At 54.7% G+C, this 23,008-nt stretch carries 22 protein-coding genes and 1 pseudogene; 12 read left to right on the forward strand and 11 right to left on the reverse strand.

Annotated elements, in window-relative coordinates; genetic code table 11:
- Window positions 1-11 precede the first annotated feature (11 nt).
- Genes Q6A48_RS05445 through Q6A48_RS05460 form a run of 4 tightly spaced genes read left to right on the forward strand, consistent with a single transcriptional unit; the run spans window position 12 to window position 4,208 of the window.
- Window positions 12-968: a TIGR03756 family integrating conjugative element protein gene (locus Q6A48_RS05445; protein ID WP_047739064.1), complete on the forward strand. Its 957-nt coding sequence runs from the start codon at window positions 12-14 to the stop codon at window positions 966-968.
- Window positions 965-2,347, forward strand: coding sequence for an integrating conjugative element protein (locus Q6A48_RS05450; protein WP_047739065.1), 1,383 nt, complete (start codon window positions 965-967; stop codon window positions 2,345-2,347). The genes Q6A48_RS05445 and Q6A48_RS05450 overlap by 4 nt, the downstream gene beginning before the upstream one ends.
- Before the next feature lie 3 nt (window positions 2,348-2,350).
- Complete coding sequence (locus Q6A48_RS05455; protein WP_047739066.1) at window positions 2,351-2,659, forward strand: hypothetical protein; 309 nt, start codon at window positions 2,351-2,353, stop codon at window positions 2,657-2,659.
- 10 nt (window positions 2,660-2,669) lie between these two features.
- Window positions 2,670-4,208, forward strand: coding sequence for a conjugal transfer protein TraG N-terminal domain-containing protein (locus tag Q6A48_RS05460; protein ID WP_047739067.1), 1,539 nt, complete (start codon window positions 2,670-2,672; stop codon window positions 4,206-4,208).
- Here the strand turns inward: Q6A48_RS05460 and Q6A48_RS05465 are convergent.
- Entirely contained in the window at window positions 4,201-4,611 is a 411-nt protein-coding gene (locus tag Q6A48_RS05465) for a DUF3742 family protein (protein WP_047739068.1), read from the reverse strand. The two genes, Q6A48_RS05460 and Q6A48_RS05465, sit on opposite strands and share 8 nt — an antisense overlap.
- Window positions 4,612-5,058: 447 nt before the next feature.
- Between Q6A48_RS05465 and Q6A48_RS05470 the strand changes: the two genes are divergently transcribed.
- Both Q6A48_RS05470 and Q6A48_RS05475 read left to right on the forward strand, forming a co-directional pair.
- Window positions 5,059-5,388 carry a hypothetical protein gene (locus tag Q6A48_RS05470; protein ID WP_047739069.1) on the forward strand — a complete coding sequence of 110 codons (330 nt, stop codon included), beginning with the start codon at window positions 5,059-5,061 and terminating at the stop codon, window positions 5,386-5,388.
- A gap of 120 nt (window positions 5,389-5,508) precedes the next feature.
- Complete coding sequence (locus tag Q6A48_RS05475; protein ID WP_047739070.1) at window positions 5,509-6,489, forward strand: ArdC family protein; 981 nt, start codon at window positions 5,509-5,511, stop codon at window positions 6,487-6,489.
- Between the two features lie 271 nt (window positions 6,490-6,760).
- On the opposite strand, the gene Q6A48_RS05480 is transcribed toward Q6A48_RS05475, so the two are convergent.
- The gene (locus Q6A48_RS05480) at window positions 6,761-6,955 is read right to left on the reverse strand and encodes a DUF7740 domain-containing protein (RefSeq protein ID WP_047739599.1); all 195 of its coding nucleotides are present in this window, start codon (window positions 6,953-6,955) and stop codon (window positions 6,761-6,763) included.
- Window positions 6,956-7,187: 232 nt separating this feature from the next.
- Here Q6A48_RS05480 and mobH point away from each other — a divergent pair, with 232 nt between their 5' ends.
- The 4 genes from mobH to Q6A48_RS05500 all read left to right on the forward strand — a co-directional run bounded on the left by mobH (window position 7,188) and on the right by Q6A48_RS05500 (window position 13,020).
- Entirely contained in the window at window positions 7,188-8,912 is a 1,725-nt protein-coding gene (gene mobH, locus Q6A48_RS05485; protein WP_047739071.1) for a MobH family relaxase, read from the forward strand.
- Window positions 8,913-9,104: 192 nt separating this feature from the next.
- Window positions 9,105-9,539, forward strand: coding sequence for a hypothetical protein (locus tag Q6A48_RS05490; protein WP_143045107.1), 435 nt, complete (start codon window positions 9,105-9,107; stop codon window positions 9,537-9,539).
- Window positions 9,540-10,362: 823 nt separating this feature from the next.
- Window positions 10,363-11,664 carry a phosphoribosyltransferase-like protein gene (locus Q6A48_RS05495; RefSeq protein ID WP_047739073.1) on the forward strand — a complete coding sequence of 434 codons (1,302 nt, stop codon included), beginning with the start codon at window positions 10,363-10,365 and terminating at the stop codon, window positions 11,662-11,664.
- A 189-nt stretch (window positions 11,665-11,853) separates the two neighbouring features.
- Window positions 11,854-13,020 carry a reverse transcriptase family protein gene (locus tag Q6A48_RS05500; RefSeq protein WP_047739074.1) on the forward strand — a complete coding sequence of 389 codons (1,167 nt, stop codon included), beginning with the start codon at window positions 11,854-11,856 and terminating at the stop codon, window positions 13,018-13,020.
- Window positions 13,021-13,199: 179 nt separating this feature from the next.
- On the opposite strand, the pseudogene Q6A48_RS05505 reads toward Q6A48_RS05500, so the two are convergent.
- Window positions 13,200-13,640 (reverse strand): annotated as a pseudogene (locus Q6A48_RS05505) (IS66 family transposase); the annotation flags it as partial.
- A 120-nt stretch (window positions 13,641-13,760) separates the two neighbouring features.
- Window positions 13,761-14,591: a DUF2971 domain-containing protein gene (locus tag Q6A48_RS05510; RefSeq protein ID WP_234407913.1), complete on the reverse strand. Its 831-nt coding sequence runs from the start codon at window positions 14,589-14,591 to the stop codon at window positions 13,761-13,763.
- A gap of 169 nt (window positions 14,592-14,760) precedes the next feature.
- Between Q6A48_RS05510 and Q6A48_RS05515 the strand changes: the two genes are divergently transcribed.
- Window positions 14,761-15,459 (forward strand): hypothetical protein, encoded by a 699-nt coding sequence (locus Q6A48_RS05515; protein ID WP_047739075.1) that lies wholly within the window; start codon window positions 14,761-14,763, stop codon window positions 15,457-15,459.
- A gap of 80 nt (window positions 15,460-15,539) precedes the next feature.
- On the opposite strand, the gene Q6A48_RS05520 is transcribed toward Q6A48_RS05515, so the two are convergent.
- From Q6A48_RS05520 to Q6A48_RS05545, 6 genes are all read right to left on the reverse strand, one after another.
- Window positions 15,540-16,133: a Cap15 family cyclic dinucleotide receptor domain-containing protein gene (locus Q6A48_RS05520; RefSeq protein ID WP_047739076.1), complete on the reverse strand. Its 594-nt coding sequence runs from the start codon at window positions 16,131-16,133 to the stop codon at window positions 15,540-15,542.
- On the reverse strand, window positions 16,134-16,580 hold the full coding sequence (locus tag Q6A48_RS05525) for a diadenylate cyclase (protein WP_144419464.1): 447 nt from the start codon (window positions 16,578-16,580) through the stop codon (window positions 16,134-16,136). It lies immediately after the preceding gene.
- Between the two features lie 252 nt (window positions 16,581-16,832).
- Window positions 16,833-17,342 carry a Mov34/MPN/PAD-1 family protein gene (locus tag Q6A48_RS05530; RefSeq protein ID WP_047739077.1) on the reverse strand — a complete coding sequence of 170 codons (510 nt, stop codon included), beginning with the start codon at window positions 17,340-17,342 and terminating at the stop codon, window positions 16,833-16,835.
- On the reverse strand, window positions 17,330-18,946 hold the full coding sequence (locus Q6A48_RS05535; protein WP_047739078.1) for a ThiF family adenylyltransferase: 1,617 nt from the start codon (window positions 18,944-18,946) through the stop codon (window positions 17,330-17,332). Before Q6A48_RS05535 ends, Q6A48_RS05530 begins: the two co-directional genes overlap by 13 nt.
- A gap of 4 nt (window positions 18,947-18,950) precedes the next feature.
- Window positions 18,951-20,090: a CBASS cGAMP synthase gene (locus Q6A48_RS05540; protein WP_047739079.1), complete on the reverse strand. Its 1,140-nt coding sequence runs from the start codon at window positions 20,088-20,090 to the stop codon at window positions 18,951-18,953.
- A gap of 287 nt (window positions 20,091-20,377) precedes the next feature.
- Complete coding sequence (locus tag Q6A48_RS05545) at window positions 20,378-21,037, reverse strand: hypothetical protein (protein WP_047739080.1); 660 nt, start codon at window positions 21,035-21,037, stop codon at window positions 20,378-20,380.
- A gap of 284 nt (window positions 21,038-21,321) precedes the next feature.
- On the opposite strand from Q6A48_RS05545, the gene Q6A48_RS05550 reads away from it, so the two are divergent.
- Window positions 21,322-21,480, forward strand: coding sequence for a hypothetical protein (locus Q6A48_RS05550; RefSeq protein ID WP_160310731.1), 159 nt, complete (start codon window positions 21,322-21,324; stop codon window positions 21,478-21,480).
- Between the two features lie 289 nt (window positions 21,481-21,769).
- Here Q6A48_RS05550 and Q6A48_RS05555 read toward each other — a convergent pair.
- A protein-coding gene (locus Q6A48_RS05555) for an IS3 family transposase (protein ID WP_217510060.1) occupies window positions 21,770-22,992 on the reverse strand; the annotation gives its coding sequence in 2 pieces (ribosomal slippage) (window positions 21,770-22,644 and window positions 22,644-22,992; 1,224 coding nt in all).
- Window positions 22,993-23,008: the final 16 nt, after the last annotated feature.

The raw sequence follows: 23,008 nt of genomic DNA on the forward strand, positions 1-23,008 counted from the left end.
GAGCCTGGATCATGCCTGTCGTATGCCCATCAGATACGCCCCAGAAGCTACGACCATTGGCACTTAGCGTACTGCTGGCGTGTGGGCCGAGCGTGGCGCTGGACACCAGCAGCATCACGACCTCCGTGCTTTCGCCAAATTGCCTCGAATACCGGGTCGTTGGCATTTGTTTCTGGCTTCTCTGCACGCCTTTCGGTTGTACAGTCAAAACCTCACCCAAGGTACGTCATTTCATTCCTGAGCTGGTGGTCTCAAGCTACGCCACCACAGGCAATAATCCCTGGACCGAAATGACCACCCTATCCGCTCCCATCAGCGGTGCGGAAGGTGGCGGCAACCTGATCACGCCGAACACCCATCGCGACAATCTGGCGCGCTTCAAGAACGTTGACGGCATCGGTCACCCAGGTGGCTGGGCTGCAACGCAACTGGCTTCGCAGTCCGGCTACGCCTGCGCCAGTGGTGCCTTCGCTTTCCTGCCCTACTACCTGAGCACCCTGGACTCCCTGGCCTGGCGCCATGGCATCCCGGAAAACTTCTACCCCGAATCCCTCATACCGGGAATCCGCGAAGTCGGCCGTCAGGCGCTGGGGAACATGTGGGGGAACGTCTATCCCCGTCAGGGCTTCCTGGTACAGGCCGATGACTTCAAAGCTTCAGCGGTGATGGCGCAACGGGCGGGCGATGTGATTACCCGCAACGGACAGCCGCATGCGTACTTACCGCTCCTACCCATACCACGCGACGGCTACTGGCCACCCGGCCCGATCGTTGAAAACGACGCATCGACTCACAAATGGCAACTGCTCTATCCCCAGGTTCAACCCACCTGCGCCATCTTCCCCAGCGATCCGGTACAGAGCGCGGACGGCGGCTACGCCTGGTCACTGTGGCGTCCCTATAGCTGCTGCAAACGAGAGGGCCAGACCTTTCTGTTCAGCATCGACTTCGAAGGAGGTGCTTCATGAGCCAGCTTCTCGCACGGCCCTGGTTGGGCGTGATAGGTCTGTTGCTCTGTGAACTGCTTTTCATGGCTGCTCATGCCCACGCCGCCGAGGACGATTACCGCCTGGGCACTCAAGGCGGAGTACTCGACGATCGAGTGATGTACACCATCGGTGGCGGCTCCGCAGTGGGCTCACCGAGCTCGCTCTACCGGCCCAGCGGTCTCGGCGTCGGCGGGTCCTGGCGAGCAAACATGATGTGCGGAAACATGAGCCTCACCAACACCCTGCAAAACCAGCTGAACGGCGCTACCGAAGGCTTTCAGCAGATCATGGGCAGCATTGTGCAGAACGCGACCCAAGCGGTGATGTCACTACCAGCGTTGATCATCCAGCGCGCCAATCCCGGCCTCTATGAGTTGCTGAGTAATGGGGTGATGCAAGGCCGCATCGACTTCGACCGCTCCAAACTGACCTGCCAGGCCATGGCCGAAAAGATGGCGGACAAGGTCGGTCAAGCCGGTTGGGGCGCGCTGGCCAAGAACCAAGAGATGCAGGGCAATCTGGAGCAAACCGGCGGTGATGCGGTGGCTGCGGTGAAAAATACCGAGGCCCGTAACGGCAATAATGGAGTCTCCTGGGTTGGTGGTTCTAAGGCTGGTGGGAATGGGCAAACACCCATTCGAGTGACCTCCGACGTAGTTCGCGCGGGCTACAACCTGCTGCATAACCGGACGGTGGATGACAGTACGTTGATCAGTAGCACCGATTGTTTGGGAGGAGCCATTTGCCAGACGTGGGTGTCGCCACAGGAGGAATCCGAATGGGCCGTTCGCGTGTTGGGTGAAAGTGAAGTCGCGACCTGTGACAGCTGCGAAACCCTGCGCGCTACCGCTGGCAGCGGATTGACGCCGCTGATTCAGGAGGCCTACAGCGAACGCCTCAAGGCCTTGCAGGGGCTGCTGTCCGGCTCACTGTCTACTACTCCAGACAATCTGGCTAAAGCTTCCAGCCCAATGCTGCCGGTAACTCGCGGTGTGATCGAAGCCCTGCGGGATGACCCCGACCAAGATCTGTTGGCACGGCGTCTGGCCAGTGAGACGGCCTTGTCCAGCGTACTCGACAAGGCGCTCCTGTTGCTGCGCACGCTGCTGGCGGGCAGTCACGAACCGAACATCGCCTCCGCCGAGCCGGCCCAAACTGCCTTGACGAAAAACATCGAGGTACTGGAGCGCGAAATTCGCCTGTTGCAGACCGAACTACAGGTCCGGCAGATGCTCGCCACCAATACCGCGAGCCTGGTGCTCGATCGGCATGCCGGCGGTGCCGATGCCTCCCGTACCGTGGAGCAAGGTGACCCCGAGCCGAGCCGACTCAATGATGCCGACGCCAGGCGCAAGTAAGTCATGAATCGCTCATTCCTATTCACATTGCTTTCGAATCTGGTGATTGCCGCGGTGATGATCCTGACCGCCACACTGGTCGCCTGGCTCGGTAGCACTGCGCTGAGTAGCTTCGAGACCTGGCAGCAGGCATTCGAATCCGCACGGCCCTATCTACAGTGCTGGCGTGCCCTGCTCTACGGTGTCCTCTTTGCGCTCTGGTGGGATTTGCTTCGGCGCTACCGACAACGACCACCAGATCGACTCCGCGTCAAACGCATCGGCATATTAGGGCTCGTACTCCTTACCTGCGTCGAGCTCACCCGACTGTGAGGTCACCACCATGCTCATGAGCACCAACAGCTACCTGGAGTTTTACCTCTCGCTGCTGGGCTGGATCATCAACAATGGGGTTTGGAGCGTCCTGTCCGACACGGGGCTGTTCGCCGCGCCCTTCGGTGCAATCGTCTTGCAGGAGTGGCTGTCGGCACGTCAGCAAGGCGCAGATGAAGGCAACAAAGGACTACTGTCGGTACCGCGGATCGAGAACCGCTTGTGGCTGGCCTACATAGTCGTGTTGTTCGGTTGCGCGCCGGTCTTTCCGTTGAGCCTCGCCTCGATGGCGTTCGATGATGCGGCGAGTCAGCGCTGCGGTGTCAGCGTGGCCAAGCCAGCAGAAACTGCCTGGGGGACCACCTTTAATACCATCGGCGAGCGCTCTGCCAACGTCCCGATATGGTGGTTTCTGGTGCATGCCTTGAGCAAAGGCGTAACCGCCGCGGCCACTGCCTCTGTCCCCTGCGCGCCAGACATCCGGCAGATGCGTATGGAGATCGACAGCTCTCGCATCGATAGCCATGTGCTGCTGCAGGAAGTCGCCGACTTCACTCGTGACTGCTATGGCTATTCTCGCTCTCGGCTGTTCACCAACCGCCCGCAGTTGGACAAGGCACAAAGTCACGACGCATCCTGGATCGGCTCAAGCTATTTTCTAGACACGCCTGGCTATTACGACACCGATCGCTCACGCACCCCGCGAGTCAGCTGGTCGTATGACGAAAGCCGCGACACTTCATTGCCGCGGCTGGAGAATGGTGCGGGGTATCCCACCTGCAAACAGTGGTGGAGCGACAGTGGGATCGGGCTACGCGATCGCTTAATTGAGCAGCTCGACCCTTCGCTTTTGACTCAGTTGCAAGGTTGGTTGACTGGTCATTCGAGCAACGAGATCGAGGATGCCACCCTGCGTGAGCTGGTCAGTCCACGTCAGCAATCGATGTCCATGTCGCCCGGACAGGTGTATCAGGACTATGGCTCCAGTGCCCGCGGCGGCTCGATCAATCAAGGGCTCAATAACCTGGCGACCAACACTGGGCTGGCCCTCGGTTCCTTCAGCAATTTCCCGGCGATGAATGCGCTACGCGCTGCCCTGCCGATGGTGCAGGCTTTCCTGATCATGGGCGTCACCATCAGCTTGCCGCTGATTTTGCTGGTCAGTACCTACCAGCTAAAGACCGTCATGACAGTGACGTACGCGCTGTTCACGCTACACATGCTGACCTTCTGGTGGGAGTTGGCGCGCTGGGTCGACTCCAGCATGCTCGATACCTTGTACAACCACGTTTCGGCGTCCAATCAGGTGCTGTTGTCGTTGCCCACATCCGGATTTATGGATGGAACGGTCACGGCGCAGGTGATTGAGTATGTGATGGGGGCGATGTTCTTGGTACTGCCAGGTCTATTTCTGGTGGGTATGAGCTGGGCAGGCTACTCAATTGGCAGCAGCCTTGAAGGTATGCTTGGAAGTGCAAGCAAGGCAGCGCATGGCGCCGCAGGCAAAGGCGCAGATCAGTTGATGGGAGCAACGAAAAGGATCATCTGACATCGCTATTCGATGATTTGGAATGACCAATGTAATGGCCATTGTCATCGTAATTGCCTAGATAGGAGTTGGCCCCTAAAAAATCTGGTCCCGGATCATTGTCTTCAAGATTCGCGTTCTTACCAGCCTTCGACACCAGAAACACAATCACAGCAATCATCGTTGACACAGAAGCGACCAGCCAGAAACCGATAAAGAGCATCCCTAGGATTAGAACCAGCTTCGCAACCAGAAAGCTCCCACGAACCAATAGCCCACCTGCGGGCATTCCTGCCGCCACAGCACGCTTGGCCACACGAAATTCAAATTCCTTCACCTTGCGATAACCACGTTCTGCCGACATACCGCATGCATATGCCCAGCGGTATGCGCGGGAAATCTGTACGGGCTGCTGAGCCGGCATGATTGCGCCCTCTTCTAAGCGTATTCCTGTGGGAATCGAGATTACAGCCTACTACTGAAAACCGCCCATGCTTAACCGTTTATCAGCTTGGTCGCTCGAAAACTCTTCACTGGAAGACAGAAGACGCACCTCTTGCAGCAGCGCCGCTATGGCCGTTGACCCATGCAAATCATCCAGCTACATAGAGGATACGGATCGCTGTTATCGACAGCGCCTTCCCAGGTAGCCAGAGCCTTCAAAGCTACGTCACTCCAGTGATGGTTCCCCCAAGTGCGATTGCGTTCGGCAGCTCGCACGGTCATCGTTTCATACGGTGATGAACGCCCACTGCTCTTCCGAGCACCTTTCGAGCTCTGCTCGTCCTAAACCCTCTTCTTTTCTTCAACCCATTGCGGGAATTCCTCCCCTACGGGACAGGTTTCTTCGCGCGTTCAACGGAGGTACACCATGTCCGACTCACTCACATCCGATGCGTTGAACGCCCTGAGCTTGCCCGTCGTGTTCACTCCAGACGCTTGGCAACGTGCAGTACTGCTCAATGGCTCAAGTCATCCTGAGAAGCTGCAAATCGATAGATTGAGCAACGTATTGCGCGCAGCCTTTAGAGCTCATCTGGCCCATCCAAACGCACCCTTTGTGGTGTTCGAAGTAGCCACAACCGACTCGACGGGGCATGCCGATCAGCACACTTCGATGCAACTGAAGCTCAGCCTGCTTCATGCACCGAACCAACCTGACGCCTTATTGATAGCGCTTGCAGAAGAGCATCAACGCTAAACACACACGGCCATACCCGGCCACAGATCGGGCTGTGCGCAGTCCTGCATCAATCCATCACCCACCGGGGAACCCTCCCGGACGGGCAAGGCGTTCCTCCTTTCTCTCGAGGAAAATGCCATGCGCAATATTTACCAAGACGTGACGGATAAGATCGTTACCGCGATAAACCAAGGCGTAGTCCCTTGGATCAAACCTTGGTTATCAACTGGCTCAGCTGATGTCGGTCGTCACCAACCCTACCCCATTAATGCGATCACGCAGCGTGCCTATTCGGGCATCAATTTGCCGTTGCTCTGGGTCGAGGCCAGGTTGCAGGGGTTCACTCAGGATCGCTGGCTGACCTTCAACCAGGCCCAAAAAGCCGGCGGACACATCCGTAAAGGTGAGCGCAGCACTCTGGCAGTGCTCTACAAGCCGATGGAGCGCGAGGAGCAAACCGAATCAGGCCAACCCGTACTCGATGAAAACGGTGAGCCCAAGGTCGCCCACTTTGGCATTCTCAAGACGCACTTTCTGTTCAACATCGAGCAAACAGAGGGGCTCGAAACGCTCAACGAAACCTTGCTCGAGACGGAACCAAGCGAGCCCTTCTGCCCCAACAGCGCTGCGGAAAACCTGTTGTTAAGTTCGGGCGCAAACATCATTCATCGGCCTGCCGACGAAGCTTTTTACCACCCGATCAGGGACCTGATTCAACTGCCGACGAAAGCGCAATTTCACGATCAAGGTGGATACTACGCCACCGCACTTCACGAACTGACGCACTGGACCGGACACCACTCTCGATTGCAGCGCGAGGGCGTGACCACACCTTGTCCATTCAGCTCGCCAAGCTATGCATTCGAGGAGTTGGTCGCCGAAATGGGCGCCGCTTTTTTATGTGCATATGCCGGTATCCAAGGAGAGCTTCGGCACGAGGGTTACATCGATTACTGGCTCGGCCTGCTCAAGGCTGACAACCGCGCAATCTTCCGAGCCAGCGGCCAGGCTCGATGCGCCTCGGAGTATGTGCTCAATCTGGAGCAGCAACAGAAGCAAGCATTATTGGAGGACCCCGCGGAGCAAAAACACGAACGTCTGATCGTGAGCCACTCTTGAACTCACCGCCTCAGATCCTTAAGGGCCCAACGCAAGTTGGGCCCTTTTCTATCAGCTACGTCCCTCCTTGAAAGACCCGCTTCAATGTCAGCAGACGTGCCGTGAATCATCACGAGCGATGGTGCTCAATTAGTAGTCACCCCATTGCAATCAGCGTACGCCGTGGCATGTAGAGTTTTATCCACAGAAATACCCACGCTTTTCGTGAATAACTTTACGGCTCGCTTCCGAGGGCCATCCTAGAAAGCTGCAGCGCTACGGACGGTTGAGGTCAGTCATCCAGGTTCTCTGCCAAAAATTCGACCAGATCAAGAGGGCTTTGGCTGTCGATTACTTTGTAGATCAGATCGCGCTTGCTGCGCGGCAACTTCTTGACCACGCTCTTCGCTGAAGCCCTGACGGCTTCGTCTGTTCCATGGATACGTGCCGCGAGCAAAAGTATGAGCGTGGCGTCAGTGAGATTCATGGCAAGACCCGATAAAATTCGCACCGCAGTGTAACGACACTTTCCTTTTTCATACCAGTACGAGCCACCTAACAAAACGGCACCAAGGTAAATCGTTATTCCAGTTGCCGCACAAAGGGATATACGGAAAAAGGACGGGTAAGGGTTGGAAGGGGAATGGGGACTCAAGGGTAAGAGCTCTATCCGAAAAGGCTAAAAGGCCACTGACCCTGCCATTTCCCGGGAGGCCACAATGCTCAGTCTGTTTCGTCACAAAAGGCAGAAGCCCTCACCGCCACCCACCGTCAGCGTCATCGAAGGTTACCTGGCCATCGAGTCGTCCAAGAGCTTATTAGCAGTCGAACACCGCCGCCAGTTGCTCGATCGTATCTGGCAGTACACCGCCCTCTCCCATCAGCAGTTCAGCCAGCTCTACTTAAATCCGATCCATCTCTACGCCGAGCTCGTCCAGCAGCTTCCAGCCAGCGAGACGCACCATCATGCTTATCTCGGCGGCATGCTCGACCATGGCCTCGAGCTGGTTGCTTGCAGTTTGAAATTGCGTCAGTCGTATCTGCTTCCCACCGGCGCCGCGCCCGAAGACCAAGCCGCCCAGACCGATGCCTGGTCGGCTGGCATCGCCTATGGCGCCCTGCTGCATGACATCGGCAAGATCGCCGTGGATCTGCTGGTCGAACGCCAGGATGGTCGTGTTTGGCATCCTTGGCAGGGCTCCCTGGATCAGCCCTACCGTTTTCGTTACATCAAGGGTCGTGACTACCACCTGCACAGCGCCGCTGCAGGTTTGCTCTACACCCAAATTCTCGACCGCCCAATCCTCGATTGGCTCAGTGGATTTCCGCCACTGTGGGCAAGTCTGCTGTATGTCCTCGCGGGCCAGTACGAACGTGCCGGCGTGCTCGGTGAGTTGGTGATGCAGGCCGACCGTGTTTCCACCGCACAGAACATCGGTGGTAACCCGAGCAAGGCGCTGCAAGCACCAACTCACTCGCTACAACACCATTTGATCAGCGGACTGCGTTATCTGGTTCAACACGAGCTGAAACTCAACCAGCCGGGTGCCGCCGGATGGCTGACCCGGGATGCCCTGTGGCTGGTCAGCAAGACGGTCACGGATAAGCTGCGAGCTTATCTCCTGTCGCAATCGATTGAAGGCATTCCCTCATCCAACCTCGCGGTGTTCGACGAGCTGCAGTCACATGGATTGGTTGAGTCCACGCCGGAAGGCAAAGCCATCTGGACCGCACTTGTGGCACAAGGAAATTGGCAGCAGAGTTTCACCTTTCTTCGCCTTCAGCCGGTGTTGATTTGGGGGAATGAAGACCGGCCTGAGGCTTTCAGCGGAACGGTGAGCATTGCAGCCCATGACCACTCTACTGACACCCCGGTACCAGTAGCAGCGCCCGACACAGGCAGTGCAGGATCAGGTCAAAGCCAACCGCAGCCGGATCCATTGGCACGAGAGGATGCCGATTACCTCGGCACGCTGCTGGACATGTTCGAATTGAAAGAGCCTGAAGCCAGAGACGCACTGTCAGAAAGTGCTGTCGAAACTTCAACGCTTCAATCGGATAGCCCAGGCCAGGTATTCCTGAACTGGGTCAAGGAAGGCATTCTCAGCCACAAACTGATCATCAACGACAGCAAGGCCAAAATCCACACGGTGGGTGGCAGCGCATTTCTGGTCACGCCTGGTCTCTTCCAACGTTACGCGCAGGAGTTTCCCGGTATTTCTCAGGGCGCTTGCCAAAAGATCGAAGAATGGCGTTGGGTGCAAAAGCAGTTTGAGAAGCTGAAGGTTCACAAGAAGCGAGACAACGGTCTAAATATCTGGACATGCCAAGTGCAAGGTCCCAGGAAGAAAACGACCTTGAAGGGATATCTGATTGCGGAGCCGACGTCACTTTTAGAATCGATACCGTCAGATAACCCTTTTCTCGCGTTTGATGAAAGCTAACGAGGCTAATCAAACTCTTCACTTTTGTTATATCGAATCTGCTCCGCAGGTCGAAGTCGAGTGCAGTACGGCCTACCCGACGGTTACCCCAGCGCCCCCCCTGGTGACCTACAAATCTGGTAACGAATTCTGAGCCCAGCACATGATCCCGTGTGAGACGATCCACGTCGAACTCATTGACGGGTGAACCCCATGATTGCAGCTCTGAGCCGTACTGCTCCGATAGATCGCAAAGACCCACCCAAGCGCGTTTTATACCTGTCATTGGTAGCGATATCCCCTTGCCTGGTACTCGGCGCGTTATGGAAGCAAGGTGACTTGACTATGGTGTCCAGCGCGATGACATTGGCCGCCTCTGCACTCCTTCTGCTCAATTTGGAGAGGATTCAGGACTACGTACGCCCAGAGTGGGCTCGCGAGTACGAAGCCAAGCTGGCTCCCCTGCAAGCACGTCTACTGGAGCAGGATCTGAGTGCCTCGGAGCGCGAGCTTGTCCTTAATCGAATCGAGGATCTCAACGATCGCTACCACCTGGTCACAAGCCCAGCTGTCACCTATCGCTGGATCAAAAGGATGGGCGCTGCCATGGGGAGTATCGCCCAGTTCTTGCGATCAAGCTCGCATTAAGTCCGGATTGCATCGTCCCAATGCTCGCAGCACCTGATTGGCGATAAGCCCAGGTAGCTGCGAACGATCAATCTGGTGGCTGCACGATCTCCTCCAAATCTTCTTCCGAGTCATCACAGAACGCATCTACCGGCCCCGCCTTGTAAGGTCTGACATCATACATACGCTTCTTGATATCTGGATTGAACCACCCTTGTACAAAAATGAAATCCCTTCAACGACCCAGCTGGACAGCTTGCCCGATCCAGCTCATCTGTGAGTGTCTGACCTTGCTCGCATCGATCACAGCACTCAGCATTTGAGTCATGTGAAGGTAGAGCTAACGTGCACCGGCGCTATCGTGTAATACCTGCCGGCCATCCTCTGCACAAACCCAGAACTTCGATCTTGCTCGAGTTCCACCAGCCGATCAAACTCAACCCCGACATTCTGTGCGACTTCGAACAGCCTGAGGTGGTTGAAGCACCACCAATGACATCCTTGCCCCTGGGTGGGTATATGGACGCTCAGCCGGTCAAGATTCTCGACGCAGCTCTCCCTGGCGGCCTTGAAGGCCTGTAACCGCTCTGCTGAGAGCGTCGCGTCGAGTGTGCGCCTCGCTGTGGTGGCAAGAGCAGAGTACCGCGAGGTTTGTCAGGAGTGATCTCGACTCTCCGACCAAGGCCGGATATGGTGAACCACAGGAAGGACGGCGTTCTGCATGCACTTTGTGCGGATGGGATTCAGCCTACGGGCTTAGCACCATGTTCTCACTCGATCAAACAACCTGTGACACCCCGTGTACCAGTGCAGACCACGTCGGCCGATAGGATCACGTTGAACAATGGACAAGCCAACCGCAATAGCCAGTGATGCTCTCGCCCGCGCCTGGCTGGAGCAGTTCAATCTTGGCGATCGCTCGCGCGCCCAGAAACTGCTAGAGGCGTTTGCCTTCGTATCTCGAGATGACTTCATCGATCAAATGCGTGCCATGCTTCTGCGGGAAGCAGAAGCTACACAGGGTACCGTTGCTCTGTATGCCGAGCGCGAGCTTAGGCATCGCCTAGGTAAGCCGAACCGTTTATTCAGCGAAACCCGACGCTCCGTCAAGCGTGCCACCGGCGCAAAAGGGCCTGACGCGGTGAAGCCAACGAAAGCCTATGACCCCTCGGTTGGCAGCGAAGGCATAGTCGCGCAGATGATTTCTCAGCTTTGCCAGGAGTATCCAAAAAAATTCTTAAACCATCCAGGCCCAGAGCAGATACGCAGAAAACGTGCACGGGCTTTCTGGGTCGTTACGGACCTGATTGGAAGCGGTGATCGAGCATCGAACTATCTTGAAGCGGCATGGTTAGTCAGATCCGTCCGCAGCTGGTGGTCAGGAAAACTGATGAGGTTTGCAGTCATGGCGTATTCCGCCACTGAATCTGGCGAGCGCTCGGTAGCCAGACATCCGTCCAAACCGACGATACATATTGTTCTGCCCTGCCCCACCATCGACACCTGTTTTTCCCTTAAAGAAGCCGAGCAGATGAAGACGCTCTGCACCACTTATGATCCCACTGATGGAGAGCCAGGCCACGGCCCTTGGTTTTGGAGCGGTTCAAGCCTTGGCTACGGCAACACTGGAGCTCTGCTTGTGTTCGCACACGGTGCGCCAAACAACGTACCACTCATGTTTCACAAAGCCTCAAAAGACAAGAAAAAAACATGGACGCCTTTATTCCCTGCTCGGGTTTCAGCCGGTATCAGCAAGGAAGTGTTCGGGATTGACTTGACGGCCGAGAGCATCAGCGCTCGCTTGGCTAACCTCGGCGATAAGAGCCTGGCCAAGTCGAAGGCGATCTTGAAATCAGATATAGGCACAGGACAAGCTTTTCTGGTGCTAAGTGCGCTGTTGCAGCGTTCCCGCTTGAACGACCGGGCACTCGCCACTCGAACCGGCCTGAAAACGTATGAGCTGACGAATCTTCTCCGAAAAATGACTCAGTATGGCTGGATCGACTCACAACGCAGACTGACCGACCAGGGTTACGGCCAGCTCGCGCATGCCAGAAAACAGGAACATCTTGCTAAAAAAACCACACCTGTTGGCAATCCGATTCCAGAACCGTACTATCCCTCCTCGTTGAGGCATCCAATCTAGATTCTAGCTCCGGCGTACGTTCCTAGAATGTTGCTGCCATGATGGGTTGGATTCTCAACTCATCACCGGGCGCAGATTACTGCTGCCCTATGTCTTAGCTCCTGCTTACGGTTAAGCGCTCACGCCACAGCCTAGTGGCGTAGCCTTCTGCCCGCGGCGCGAGCACTCACCCTGCGGGTGTCAAAGTAGATGAAGGATTGGACGCCTCAACACTACCGCCGAGCCCAAGGCGCAAATAGCATTGCCCCTCTGGTGATGGACGCTGCGATCGTGACCTCTCAGAAGACGGTCGCTGTTCACCCATCGCTGCCCCCAATACTGACCCTCAAGCACCTCGCCCACCTTACCCAAGTGTCTTATAAGCACCTGCGAGATTACGTTACTCGCGAAGTTGAGTCCTACAAGGTTTTTCGCGTTAGAAAACGCGGCCGACTGGGCCAGCCCACTTCATTCCGTGTGATCTGCGTTCCACCTCCAAGCCTGTCGGTAGCCCAACAGTGGATCGCGCAACACGTATTAGCTAAAGCCAAGCCTCATGCGGCCAGCACAGCCTTTGCACCGAACTGTCGGCTAATTGACGCGGCCTCGCCTCACTGCACGAGTCGTTGGCTGATCAAGGTCGATGTGAAACGCTTTTTCGAGTCGATCTCTGAAATTGACTGTTACCGGGTCTTCCGCAGCCTCGGCTACCAGCCCTTGGTATCCTTTGAATTGTCACGCCTCTGCACCCGCACCGCTAACTTCAGTCGTATACGCCGCACGATCAAATGGCGCCGAAAAGTCTCCTTGTCCAAGTCAAAGATTCCCAACTATGCATCACGGAACATTGGTCATCTGCCACAAGGCGCCGCAACGAGTCCCATGCTCGCAAACCTTGCGATGAGAGAAGCCGACATTTTGCTGACCGAGCTAGCCGAGCGGCTTGGGCTGACCTACACGCGCTACGCGGATGACCTGACCCTCTCTACAACCGACGTTACATTCGATCGGGAGCAGGCTCGTCGGACAGTGAATGAGGTCTACAGGATCCTCCAGCGATTTGGGCTCAACCCGAATCTCGCCAAGACTACGATCGCCTCACCACGGAGTCGAAAAATCGTCCTGGGCCTACAAGTGCATCAGGAAACACCGAGGCTGACCCGCGCGTTCAGAATGAAAATCCGGATGCACCTACATTACCTAGAGCGCAAGGACGTCGGGCCTTTGACACATGCAGAGCGTCGAGGCTTTTCAGCAGTTGCTGGCATGCGCAACCATCTGATGGGGCTCGCTGCCTACGCCATTCAGATCGAGCCTGACTACGGCAGAGAGGTAAAAGCAAGACTGGAAGCTGTGGAGTGGCCGGTGCTGTACTGATGCCCCACCACCAAACGGGTATGACACCCGACGAAAGATGACAGCCGTGCAGGTTGAAAATTAAACCGTCCATCGAAGTCACCTTCCCTATTCCGGCCAATGCGAATGAACAACTGTTCGCCCTGGGTCTTTGCCCAGTCTTCCGCTGTGTGCGACACCGGCGGCAACTCGATGGGCGGTTGATGTGGCCACAACTTGCCGATTTCACTCGCCCACTGCGTCGGTAGGCGTGTAAGAACGTCCTTCAAATAAGCATGGGGATCATGCCCGTTGAGCCGGGCATATTGGATCGAACTCATAATTGCAGCCGCCCGTTTTCCGCTGCGTAGCAGCCCTGCAAAGAGCCGGTTCTTTCGTCCAAGAACCCATGGTCGGATCTGGTTCTCGCACCAGTTGTTGTCAATGGGGACGGCACCGTCATCAAGGTAGCGCGGCAGTGCTGCCCAGCGTTTCAGGCTGTAATCCAACGCTCTGCTGATAGCCGAATCATCCGGCACGAGGTCCCGCTGGCCGATCATCCAGACATGCAGCTTCTCCATCACCGGTACGGCTTTTCCTTGCCGTATTCGGCGCCGTAAATTTGGCTCCAGGTCGCGGCCTTCGCTCTCGCTTTCGTGAAGCAACTGGCTGATTTCACCTTCACGCGCTGCTTACCTCCGATGGGTCATCCATTAAGCCGCCGGCTAAAGCTCAATGTAGGAGGCTCACTGCTTGTTGCGCAGCCCACCCATAGCCTAGTTTCAGGATGCACTGGACGCTAAGTAGGGACGAAACCCAAGGCCGAACACGTCCTCGAGCATGAAGGCTTCCTTGAATTGGATTCCGGGATTCAGATGGAGGATTTGGTGAATTTCTGTTTTATGGGCATCAGGCATACGTGCACCAAAAATGATTGCTGAGATCGGCGCCGGGGCCCGATAAAGCTTATCGCCTGTAAGCGCAAGGGCTCTCCATTCTCTCTCGTAGCTCCACTGCTTGGCCTTCGTATACACACAGACGTCGATGAAGCTCTCCTCAGCATCGGCAGGCAGATCTTTCAAAGAGAGCGACGGGTAGATCTCGGTGTATTTCACGGGTTGAGCAAGGCGTCCTAACAGACACATATCATCGATCATGAACTCGATGCAAAAACCCTTGTGGTACTCAGCGTAGTGAGACCACATGAGGATTTCTTCGGGAGTCTCGCTGAGGCAGAGAACCCCGATTTTTTGCATGTGCGCGCGTAGTGACTCCCGAAGCTCAGCATACGCGGCCTCGTCCAATTCACTCGGTGCTTTCAAGGCATCGTCCACCACTGCATTTTTCGTGACGATCTCGAGAGCATGTGCGACAGACTCGTGCAGCCTCTTGGGATCTAGATTAATGGCACAGTCGAAAGGATCGTTGAAGCTAGCAGGGCTGGACATCCAAACGGTGTTTTCACTCAACGACTGCAATGAGTACTGCGTGAAGCTTTGGTACTTGTACAGGAAAGGCGGAGTTTTCATGGTTGTCCGAGAGCTATGATGCTGAATGATTGGCATAGAAAATGGCCGCGCGAAATCATAGCCTGCCCCGGTTACAGGCAACATGAGTCTTCCACTTTGCATCATGAAAGGTCGATTGATATGCGACTACAAACAGGCATTTTGGAATTTTTCTACTAAAGGGCTAAAACCGTGCCAATAGATAAGGCATCAATCCTGCAAATCATACAGACCAGCGCGTTTGTGGCACTTTAATCGATCGTGAGGAAACTAGATGCTGCATTGGATCACCTGCCTGTTTGGCCTGTCTCGCCGCTACCTCCCGTCGAGCCACCACGAAGACATTTCTGGGAGCTTCGAGCCGACCCTTGATGACCTGCGAGCTGAGGCAATTGACTTCGAAAGACAGGTTAAAGCCCATATCGGTCGCGAGTCAGGAAAAATGCCAACTGGCCCCCTGGGTCAACTGATCCGCGACATGCTGCCCAAATATCCCAAGTACCCCCAAATCCCGGGATTCTGGGATGGTTTCGTCGTCGAAGCAGCAGCCCTTAAAGAGCTGCGCAACAACATTGCTCACTCTGATGTCCAAGGCCTCCCGCCTCTTCCAGAGATTTATGGGCGCTTCAAAAAAGCAAATGATGTTCTCCGCCCATTCACCGTGTGTAGCGTTCCTCGTGATCGCTTCACTCAGTTTTTTTGGGTGAAAAGCCTCTTGCACTTTAAAATCGACGAACAGGTGTTCCGATTGTCCGAGCGTGACATCGAGAACCTCCTCGTCGAGCTGCATCCATCGTCGCGAGGAAAAGTGCGTTTCAAGGCTGGCAAGCAGATACACAGTGCGATGCTCGACATCAAAAATGAGTCACGAACCTACTTTGTCGAAGACTGCGCCCCCTTCAACCTGGACGATCAGGAAGCGATGGCTCTCGACGATTTGTTGATCTCGTACCTAGGGCCTGTACGTTATTAGGTAGCCACCGGCGATCTTTCTTACGATAGAAGGTGCAAGACAGAGTCGCGTCTATTCAGCCACAAGAGCGAAGTCAGCCACTATCTTCTCGTCAAAGAAAAATGCCCCTGACTTTTCCGACTTGTAAAATAGTTACCTCTCAAAACATTTCCTTCGTGCCCATAAAGCTTCAAAATGGAAGCCCCTTCATAACCACTTCCAGCCGAATCTTTTGAACCTTTAGGAACGATCCTATAAAAGTAATAAAGAACTGGGCGAGCAGAATTAACATCCTTGATAGTTTTTACCACGAGCGTTTCAGAGTCTGAGCTTTCAGAATGAACTTCCATGCTCACCGAAAACAAACTTTGCTTGATATTGGCGACTGCCTTTTTCGTCCCCTCCGCACCGTCCCACAGATACGTGATATCCATATCCCACATACCATTCAAGTCGGGAAAAACCCAGTCATTCAAAATCGGAAAGCGATTCCATATTTTCCTCCAGAGGAAGCTGCTCAACACGAACAATGCTAATTCTAATAACACGGCCCCGCCAACCACCGCTCTGAGAGCTTGCTGCAGCGTCACCTCGAATCCACAGACAAACATTATAAATATCAATAATGTTACGAAAGCAGCATAGATCTTAGCAACGAGTACAATTGCTTTTAGCGGAGAAAGAGTAGAAAACATTCACACCTCCTGGAAATAGACTTCACTTCCATCTTTAAAAACCACTATCCCAAGCCTTGGCGTGGAAATACCGGTGAATATAACGCCGGGCAAAAGTGACCCGAATAGGGCCGCTAAATACCGACCACCAAATGCCCGACTTCGATTCGGTAAAATCCCAGGAGGAATCGGAGGAGAGAAATACTGCGTCAAGGAAACAATTCGCAGATCGGAATTTAAAATATGAAATCCATCATGCAAGTCATTATTGGGATTTGATATCTCAGCTAGACACCTAACAGAGTCTGTCATGCCATTTACTTCCAGGTCGACACGCATTGGAAATACCGGCAGATTAATACCATCTTCCAATACAATCACACCCAGCCCGGAAAACTCTTGCCCAGAAAGCGCGGTTATATCTCTGAGCAAATCAACCAATCGCTCCAACATTACTTCATCGCTCACGTAGTCGCACAATAAAAACCAATCCAAAGCTTACTTACGGCTCTGAATTACGCACCGAACGTCCCTACCCTATCTATCAACTAGCTATTAAGCACTCGATTTTTTAATAATTTATCAACTCGAGAAATCAGTACTTCGATGATATAAACCACTCTTCAAGTATTACTGTATAGCTAGCATAGCGTCTCAGCTAGGCGTTCGAATTAATTTTTCTCGGAAGCGTACGGCTGGATAAATTTTCTAGAACCGGCTTCAATTGAGAAACACACTTTCCTCGCCTCGCCTAAAACTGGCAGGCTCGAGAATATTTCGCTTGCCTGCGCCAGACATGTACTCAACATGGATATCCTTACACCCGACGATGAGCGCAAGCAGCGGACGACCATCAACTCGGTCAGCAGCCAGTATTTGCCACTCTTTAAGGTCAATTGAGGATGGACTCGGATAATTTTGGGGATGAGTGTGCCACTCCCCAATGTATCGCACCAGACCATTGCTTTCCTTCCACCGTTTCATGGCCAACCGGTGATGAAAGTACGGCATACGTTCAAAGAGAAACCTGAAGCGCTTGTCCCAAAATGAAGGTTCAGTCGCTTCGATAATTTCCAGGTGCTCACCGCGAACGTGGCCAAGTAATATCCCTCCCGCCTCCTTCGAATCCATGCCTTGCTGGATGTAGCGACTAAAAACCTCAAGCGGCTGTTGCCTTAGGTAAACCAAGTGCTCCGTGCCGGGCACAATCCAAGTTTTCACGAATGGCATGCCGGACATCCGGGATATGGCAGCGGCGAACAATCAGGGGTAGCGGGCTCATAGCTCTGATCGGTCAACCGGGTTGAGAGCGATGGCCATGGTTTACCTGCAACCCAAGCCAAAGCGGTGTCCAGTGCCAGGGCTGCGGCTTGAATCGACACCGATGCTGGGAACGGCACGTAGAGTCCCTCACACCCCTGCCCAGCAAAAATTGGCTGCACGCCTCCAACGACAGATAACATAATGCCTCGACTATTTGCCTCAGTAAGGCACCGGTAGCAACCCTGTCCAGTGCGCTGCTTAATCAGAGAACGCACGGCGGCGCCCGCCCCCTCAATCCAAACATGCATGGTTGGGCAGATGGCGACCTTGGCAAGCCAGTGCCCGAACGATTCCTCGCCCGTGGCATCAATGATCAAATCCAGCCCTCCCAAATTCACGTCCTTGGCGTCGCTAGTAAAGGTACGCACCTGGGCAGCGGGCATGGATACCATCAGCTCGTCTGCCAGTGCAGCTGCCTTTTCCCGGAACAGATGGTTAAAGCCCAGACGATGCCGCCCGAGGTTTTGAGGCATCAGAATATCGTTATCAATCAGCGTCAATTCACCGGTGCTCGTTCCCGCGCCAGCTTTCACGAGCATCTCAGCGAGGAAGCCACCGATGGTACCGCACCCGATCAACCCGATACGCTTGCCAGCGAGTGTTGCCTGCCCTGGGATATTGCGTTCGCTCAGGTATTTGTCATCGAGGCGAAGCATTTGCAGTGGTTCGATAGGACAATCAAATATGGGCAGTCGTTGATCGATGGAACGCCGATCCTCAGGACGATTGAGCTGAAGGTCAAGTACGAGAAAGCCGTAGCTGTAACCCGTTTTTTCTGACTCAATTACTATCATTATTCCGAACCGCCCCTCGCGATACGCCGCGATAATCTTATCGCGTACCTTGCGTTTACAGGCGTCATCTATTTCATGTAGCCAGTCGAGAATTTGTCCAACTGATTTGGGTGGCCAGTTGTCCTGCAGCGGTCTTGGAGCTGCGCTGGACGTGATCATCGCAACATGCGCTGGGAATTCCTTGATCGTCCTACCCGCACGCGCAAACTTGAGCCGGCTTCGCCCGACATCGTCAGTGAGCACATACATTTTGTTGTCTGATAATTGGAGGATCTCAACCGCGCCGGAGGTACGACGCTCGATATCATGGAAGCAGTAGATACCGTCCCAATAGACGAAGAACTCTTCCTGCAGATCCTCTTTCATATTTCCAGCCAGAACCTGCTCAAGAACCTCAGTGGCTTGAAGCAAGGACGTACGGATTTGTCCTACTGGATCGTAAATGTCGATCACTTGAGTACCTGGCGCGGCGTAGCAAAGATAACCATCCGGGCCAAGATGCGGCACCAGCCTAGGCAGTGCCTTCGGCACTCCTGTAAGCCATAGCTTGAGAGGCCGCTCAAATGAGCGGTCTATCCATACCTCGCATTGGACAGTCCCCTGAGTGGCCGTCGACAACTCTCCGGCCATCACAAGCCACCCAGCGTTCGACTGAGGATACACTTTAGTAAATCCCCATTCGGTCATATGACGCAGCACTTCGGGCATCGCGTCCATGAATTTAGCCTGCCTTTGTACGCTTTACAGGCTCTGCGGGGCCCGCGAGAGGAGCAATTGCAGCCATGGACGCCGGCAGGCTCTCAGAATTCGGCTTCATGCGATAAGGTGCATTCGGGAACCGGTCACCCAGCATGCTGTGAAGCCAGTGATAAGCAGTTTGTGCATCAGTTGCCTTGATTGAACCTTCCAAGTGATTCGCGAAAACCTGAAAAAGCTCCACGGCTTCGGCAATCGCCTCCTTGGGCATATGCGCAGTGAGCGATGACTCGGGGTCAATGGGGCTCATGACGCCCTTGCGCAGGGCATCAGGAATTCCCTTTACGACGTTCAACAGCGCGTGGTCATCTCGCTTGTCGAAATACTCATACAGCGGGCAAGCTGCCGCCATCAGAAGGATTGAGCTTGGGCCTTTATCCTCCCATTGCTTGTCGCGGAATGCTTTTAGGTAACGCACGACACGGATGAGTTGATCACCCTTTTCCTGGCACTCCCGCTTGAACCAGTTTTTCATAGCCATTGGGTCGGATTTACGCCAGCCCTGCTTTCGATCTGCCAGCAGAATCTTGTCCGAGGGCAGGGTCTTCCAAGTGTCCCTCTCGGAATTGATCGCACTGTCGAATACGGCATGGCCACGGCTTTCCATGCTGGCTTTTATCAGCAGGAAAAGGGTATCCGGGATCACGTACAAAGGAAGGTCGATGTGAGCATAGGGGGAGATCGTTACCCGAACACAGGTATCCTTGCTCTCGGCGTTCCACCCTCTTTCGGCGCACATCGCTTGAAGTACGTCGATGACAGCGTCAAAGAACAAAGTGATAGCTAGCTTGGGGCTGCTCTCTTCACGCATGACACTAAGCGGAAGGTACACACCATCGTCGATATCTGACTGTTGGGGCGGGGTCGTGCAAGGACTGTTGAGCGTTTTGTAGGCACGCGAACCTTGGATGTAGAACCGCGGCTCACAGACCTCACCCTCGAGGCCTTTCTCACGAAGCGCCCGAGGCAGGTCAGCCTTCAAAGCCTCTCTGATATCTTTACGAGCGCCATCGATTTCAGTCAGCTCGTCAGGTGTGAGGTTGAGTTCATCAAGGAAGCAATCTTCCCCGGTAGTAGTGAATAGCAAGGGACTAAAATTCGGCATGAAGCCTCCGCTCAAGCGCTAAATGAACGGTGTCTCCAGCAATTGCTGACCTTCACATCAAGACTACCAAGCGCTTCTGCGCTCCCGAATCTCATCACTGCCACCCTACGCCAAATACGTAATCCAAAGGGTGCAGTCCTTCCCAAGTTGTCAGCTACCATGCTCGATGACACGTGCGAGATGACATAGTGCCACCCCACAACATATAGATCAAGCCAAGAAAAAAAATCCCACATGTAGTGTATTTTGATCCACTGGAATAAAGGACGGCATTGTGAGACACATAGTTAAGTGGCGTTAGACCTAGTGAATGTGACCTGCCCTGCCGTGTTGAGCCCTTCCGTCCACTTACGGTCGGTGAAATAGGTGCCGTCCATGACAAAATCGTCACCAGACTCTTTGACGAAGACCCTAGCCGCCCCGGTGTGCACATTCGTATCAGTCGCCACCGGAACCTGGGTGTAGTTGATATACATGTAGTTAAGTTCGAGGATACCGACCTGATCACTGGGTCGGACGGAGACGCTGATCGTCTTGGATTCGGAGTATGGGATGTCCGAAGTGAACTCCATCTTAACGCTGAACAAACGCGCCTTAATCCTGACCTTTCCCTGAACGACGTAGAGCTCGGTCCCATCGCGTTGCCCAAGCCACTTCTGCATGATCCCCCAGTTGGACTGCAGCTTCATGTTCCACTCTCCATCGATGGGCGGGAGCAATTTGCGAACAAAAGGAAGCCTGCACAGCCACACAAAAACAGGGGTCTGGCCTAAAACGTAGAAAACAGCAGCACCAATTCCTACCGCTGATCCCACGGGCCGACGAAGATCGGTTAGCGGCCCAGACAGCAGCTCTGACATATCGTTGTAATGCAGAAACAGGAAGACGACCAGGCATGTTGTAGCGAAGTACCCGAGGGTTTTGGTGATCCCTATGACTTGATACATGCCAGCCCTCAGTTTGCGAGTGTTAGCGCTCTACCCTATACGCTCGCCGACATGCTGTACATGGCATCGAGTGTCGATGCCATGGCGGTCGCAAAACACCTCCTTCCATCCGCCCCCCCTTCGACATGGGCGCTACAGTAAGATCCGTGACAACGAAAAGCGCCATCAACAAGTAAGCCAGGCCGTCATTGGTTGCAGGTTTTCAGAACACCCGGATAACACGGAGTGAGCTGCATAACTCTTGCTCTTCGCGTATAGGCCGTCTGCTTCTAGGTGGCATTCCAATGGATTATCTCTTCGTGGTGGCACAGGTTCTCGATGACGACGTTCTGACCGGGGCGGGCGCGGGCGTTATTCAGGGCGAATATCCGTGGGGGGAAATGTGGGAGTATTTTTTCAAGCATGAAAAAGCCCAACCGATGAAGATTGGGCTAAGTCATTGAATAATATGGCCGGGACGGAGTGATTCGAACACTCTCCCTTTAGCACCCCATACATGGGGTAGCTGAATATTCCAAGTTTGTCCGCCAGCCGTGCCTGCCGAACGAATAAAAAACCCGGCACGAGGCCGGGTGGTTACCCGCCATCCCCAAGACGCAGCCCCCAAATGAGAGGGATAGAGAGCTGACAAGAGAGGGCGGGAGCGAGATGATGCCAAAGGGTGTCTTCCTGCGCAATAGAAGCCTCTTGCCGAATGGACTGGCCCCAACAAAACCGGACACCGCCACCCCGTTAACTTGATGCCGTTTTCATGCGCCTGAACTCTCTGGGAGAGCGGTATTTCAGCGCGCTGTGTGGATGCTGCTCGTTGTAATGTTCGAAAGCGATTGCCAGGTTACGTAGCGCCGTTTCGCGGTTCGGACGAGGCATGTGGGCCACGTAGTCGCGTTTGATGGTCTTCACGAAGCTCTCGGCCATGCCATTACTCTGCGGGCTGCGAACCGGCGTCGTGACAGGCTGCAAGCCGATTTGCTGTGCAAAGAGCCGAGTCTGCTCTGCGATATAGGCCGAGCCATTATCGCTCAGCCACTGCACAGGCGTGCTGGGCAGCTGATCGCCAAACCGCTTCTCCACGCTTTCCAGCATCAAGTCGCGAACATCGTCGCCACTGTAGCCTGTCGGGCTGGCGACCCAGCCAATCGCCTCTCGGTCGCAGCAGTCCAAGGCGAAGCTCACACTCAACTTGGCGCCGTCGTCGCAGCGAAATTCAAACCCATCGGAACACCATCGGGTGTTGCTAGTAGCAACAGCAACGCGACCTTCATGCTTTCGAGCAACACCAGGCTGTTTTACACGACGTGCCAGCAAAAGTCGGTGGTCACGCATCACGCGGTAGACCCGCTTCACATTGATTGTAGGCAGTGCCAACTGCTCGCGGGATCGGCGTAGCAGGCCCCACATTCGGCGATAACCATACGTGGGAAGATCACCGAGATGCTCCCGAATTTCTGCAACTACAGCCGTATCGTCTGAATGCCGAGCACGCCGGGCCTTTGGCTGCGCGCCTTGTTTGAGCCGAACCGTTAACTGAGAGCGCGACACACCGAGACTTTCGCTGACCAGCTTCACTGGTCGTCCCCCGGCAACAAGGGTGAGTGCGCAATCCATTTTCGCGAGCGAGCGATCTCCACGGCCTCTTTGAGCACTTCTGCTTCCATGGTCTTTTTGCCAAGCATTCGCTGAAGTTCGCGGATTTGCTTCAACGCGTCGTTCAGCTCAGAAGCTGGAACGACGGCCTCGCCGGCACTGACCGCCGACAAGCTGCCTTCCTGATAAAGCTTGCGCCAAAGGAAAAGCTGGTTGGCATTTATGCCGTTGCGCCTGGCGACCACCGAGACGCTTTGCCCGGGCTCCAGGCTTTCGCGCACCATGGCCAGCTTTTGCTCGGGACTCCAGCGCCGACGGCGCTCCTGGCCAAGCAGTTCGCCGCCACCCTTGTCGTTGCTGTTAGTCATAAACATACCCGTTTGC

Origin of the sequence: Pseudomonas citrullilanati (assembly GCF_030580855.1) — a bacterium.
In the GTDB taxonomy this organism is placed as follows: domain Bacteria; phylum Pseudomonadota; class Gammaproteobacteria; order Pseudomonadales; family Pseudomonadaceae; genus Aquipseudomonas; species Aquipseudomonas citrulli.

What these genes read in the sequence shown, in the direction of transcription:
- Q6A48_RS05540 (WP_047739079.1), bottom strand. Translation starts at nt 20,090, where the DNA reads ATGCCGAATTTTAGTCCCTTGCTATTCACTACTACCGGGGAAGATTGC.
- Q6A48_RS05470 (WP_047739069.1), top strand. Translation starts at nt 5,059, where the DNA reads ATGTCCGACTCACTCACATCCGATGCGTTGAACGCCCTGAGCTTGCCC.
- Q6A48_RS05515 (WP_047739075.1), top strand. Translation starts at nt 14,761, where the DNA reads ATGCTGCATTGGATCACCTGCCTGTTTGGCCTGTCTCGCCGCTACCTC.
- Q6A48_RS05500 (WP_047739074.1), top strand. Translation starts at nt 11,854, where the DNA reads ATGAAGGATTGGACGCCTCAACACTACCGCCGAGCCCAAGGCGCAAAT.
- Q6A48_RS05490 (WP_143045107.1), top strand. Translation starts at nt 9,105, where the DNA reads ATGATTGCAGCTCTGAGCCGTACTGCTCCGATAGATCGCAAAGACCCA.
- mobH (WP_047739071.1), top strand. Translation starts at nt 7,188, where the DNA reads ATGCTCAGTCTGTTTCGTCACAAAAGGCAGAAGCCCTCACCGCCACCC.
- Q6A48_RS05480 (WP_047739599.1), bottom strand. Translation starts at nt 6,955, where the DNA reads ATGAATCTCACTGACGCCACGCTCATACTTTTGCTCGCGGCACGTATC.
- Q6A48_RS05530 (WP_047739077.1), bottom strand. Translation starts at nt 17,342, where the DNA reads ATGCCATTCGTGAAAACTTGGATTGTGCCCGGCACGGAGCACTTGGTT.
- Q6A48_RS05495 (WP_047739073.1), top strand. Translation starts at nt 10,363, where the DNA reads ATGGACAAGCCAACCGCAATAGCCAGTGATGCTCTCGCCCGCGCCTGG.
- Q6A48_RS05475 (WP_047739070.1), top strand. Translation starts at nt 5,509, where the DNA reads ATGCGCAATATTTACCAAGACGTGACGGATAAGATCGTTACCGCGATA.
- Q6A48_RS05550 (WP_160310731.1), top strand. Translation starts at nt 21,322, where the DNA reads ATGGATTATCTCTTCGTGGTGGCACAGGTTCTCGATGACGACGTTCTG.
- Q6A48_RS05510 (WP_234407913.1), bottom strand. Translation starts at nt 14,591, where the DNA reads ATGTTGCCTGTAACCGGGGCAGGCTATGATTTCGCGCGGCCATTTTCT.
- Q6A48_RS05520 (WP_047739076.1), bottom strand. Translation starts at nt 16,133, where the DNA reads ATGTTTTCTACTCTTTCTCCGCTAAAAGCAATTGTACTCGTTGCTAAG.
- Q6A48_RS05535 (WP_047739078.1), bottom strand. Translation starts at nt 18,946, where the DNA reads ATGGACGCGATGCCCGAAGTGCTGCGTCATATGACCGAATGGGGATTT.
- Q6A48_RS05465 (WP_047739068.1), bottom strand. Translation starts at nt 4,611, where the DNA reads ATGCCGGCTCAGCAGCCCGTACAGATTTCCCGCGCATACCGCTGGGCA.
- Q6A48_RS05455 (WP_047739066.1), top strand. Translation starts at nt 2,351, where the DNA reads ATGAATCGCTCATTCCTATTCACATTGCTTTCGAATCTGGTGATTGCC.
- Q6A48_RS05450 (WP_047739065.1), top strand. Translation starts at nt 965, where the DNA reads ATGAGCCAGCTTCTCGCACGGCCCTGGTTGGGCGTGATAGGTCTGTTG.
- Q6A48_RS05460 (WP_047739067.1), top strand. Translation starts at nt 2,670, where the DNA reads ATGCTCATGAGCACCAACAGCTACCTGGAGTTTTACCTCTCGCTGCTG.
- Q6A48_RS05445 (WP_047739064.1), top strand. Translation starts at nt 12, where the DNA reads ATGCCTGTCGTATGCCCATCAGATACGCCCCAGAAGCTACGACCATTG.
- Q6A48_RS05545 (WP_047739080.1), bottom strand. Translation starts at nt 21,037, where the DNA reads ATGTATCAAGTCATAGGGATCACCAAAACCCTCGGGTACTTCGCTACA.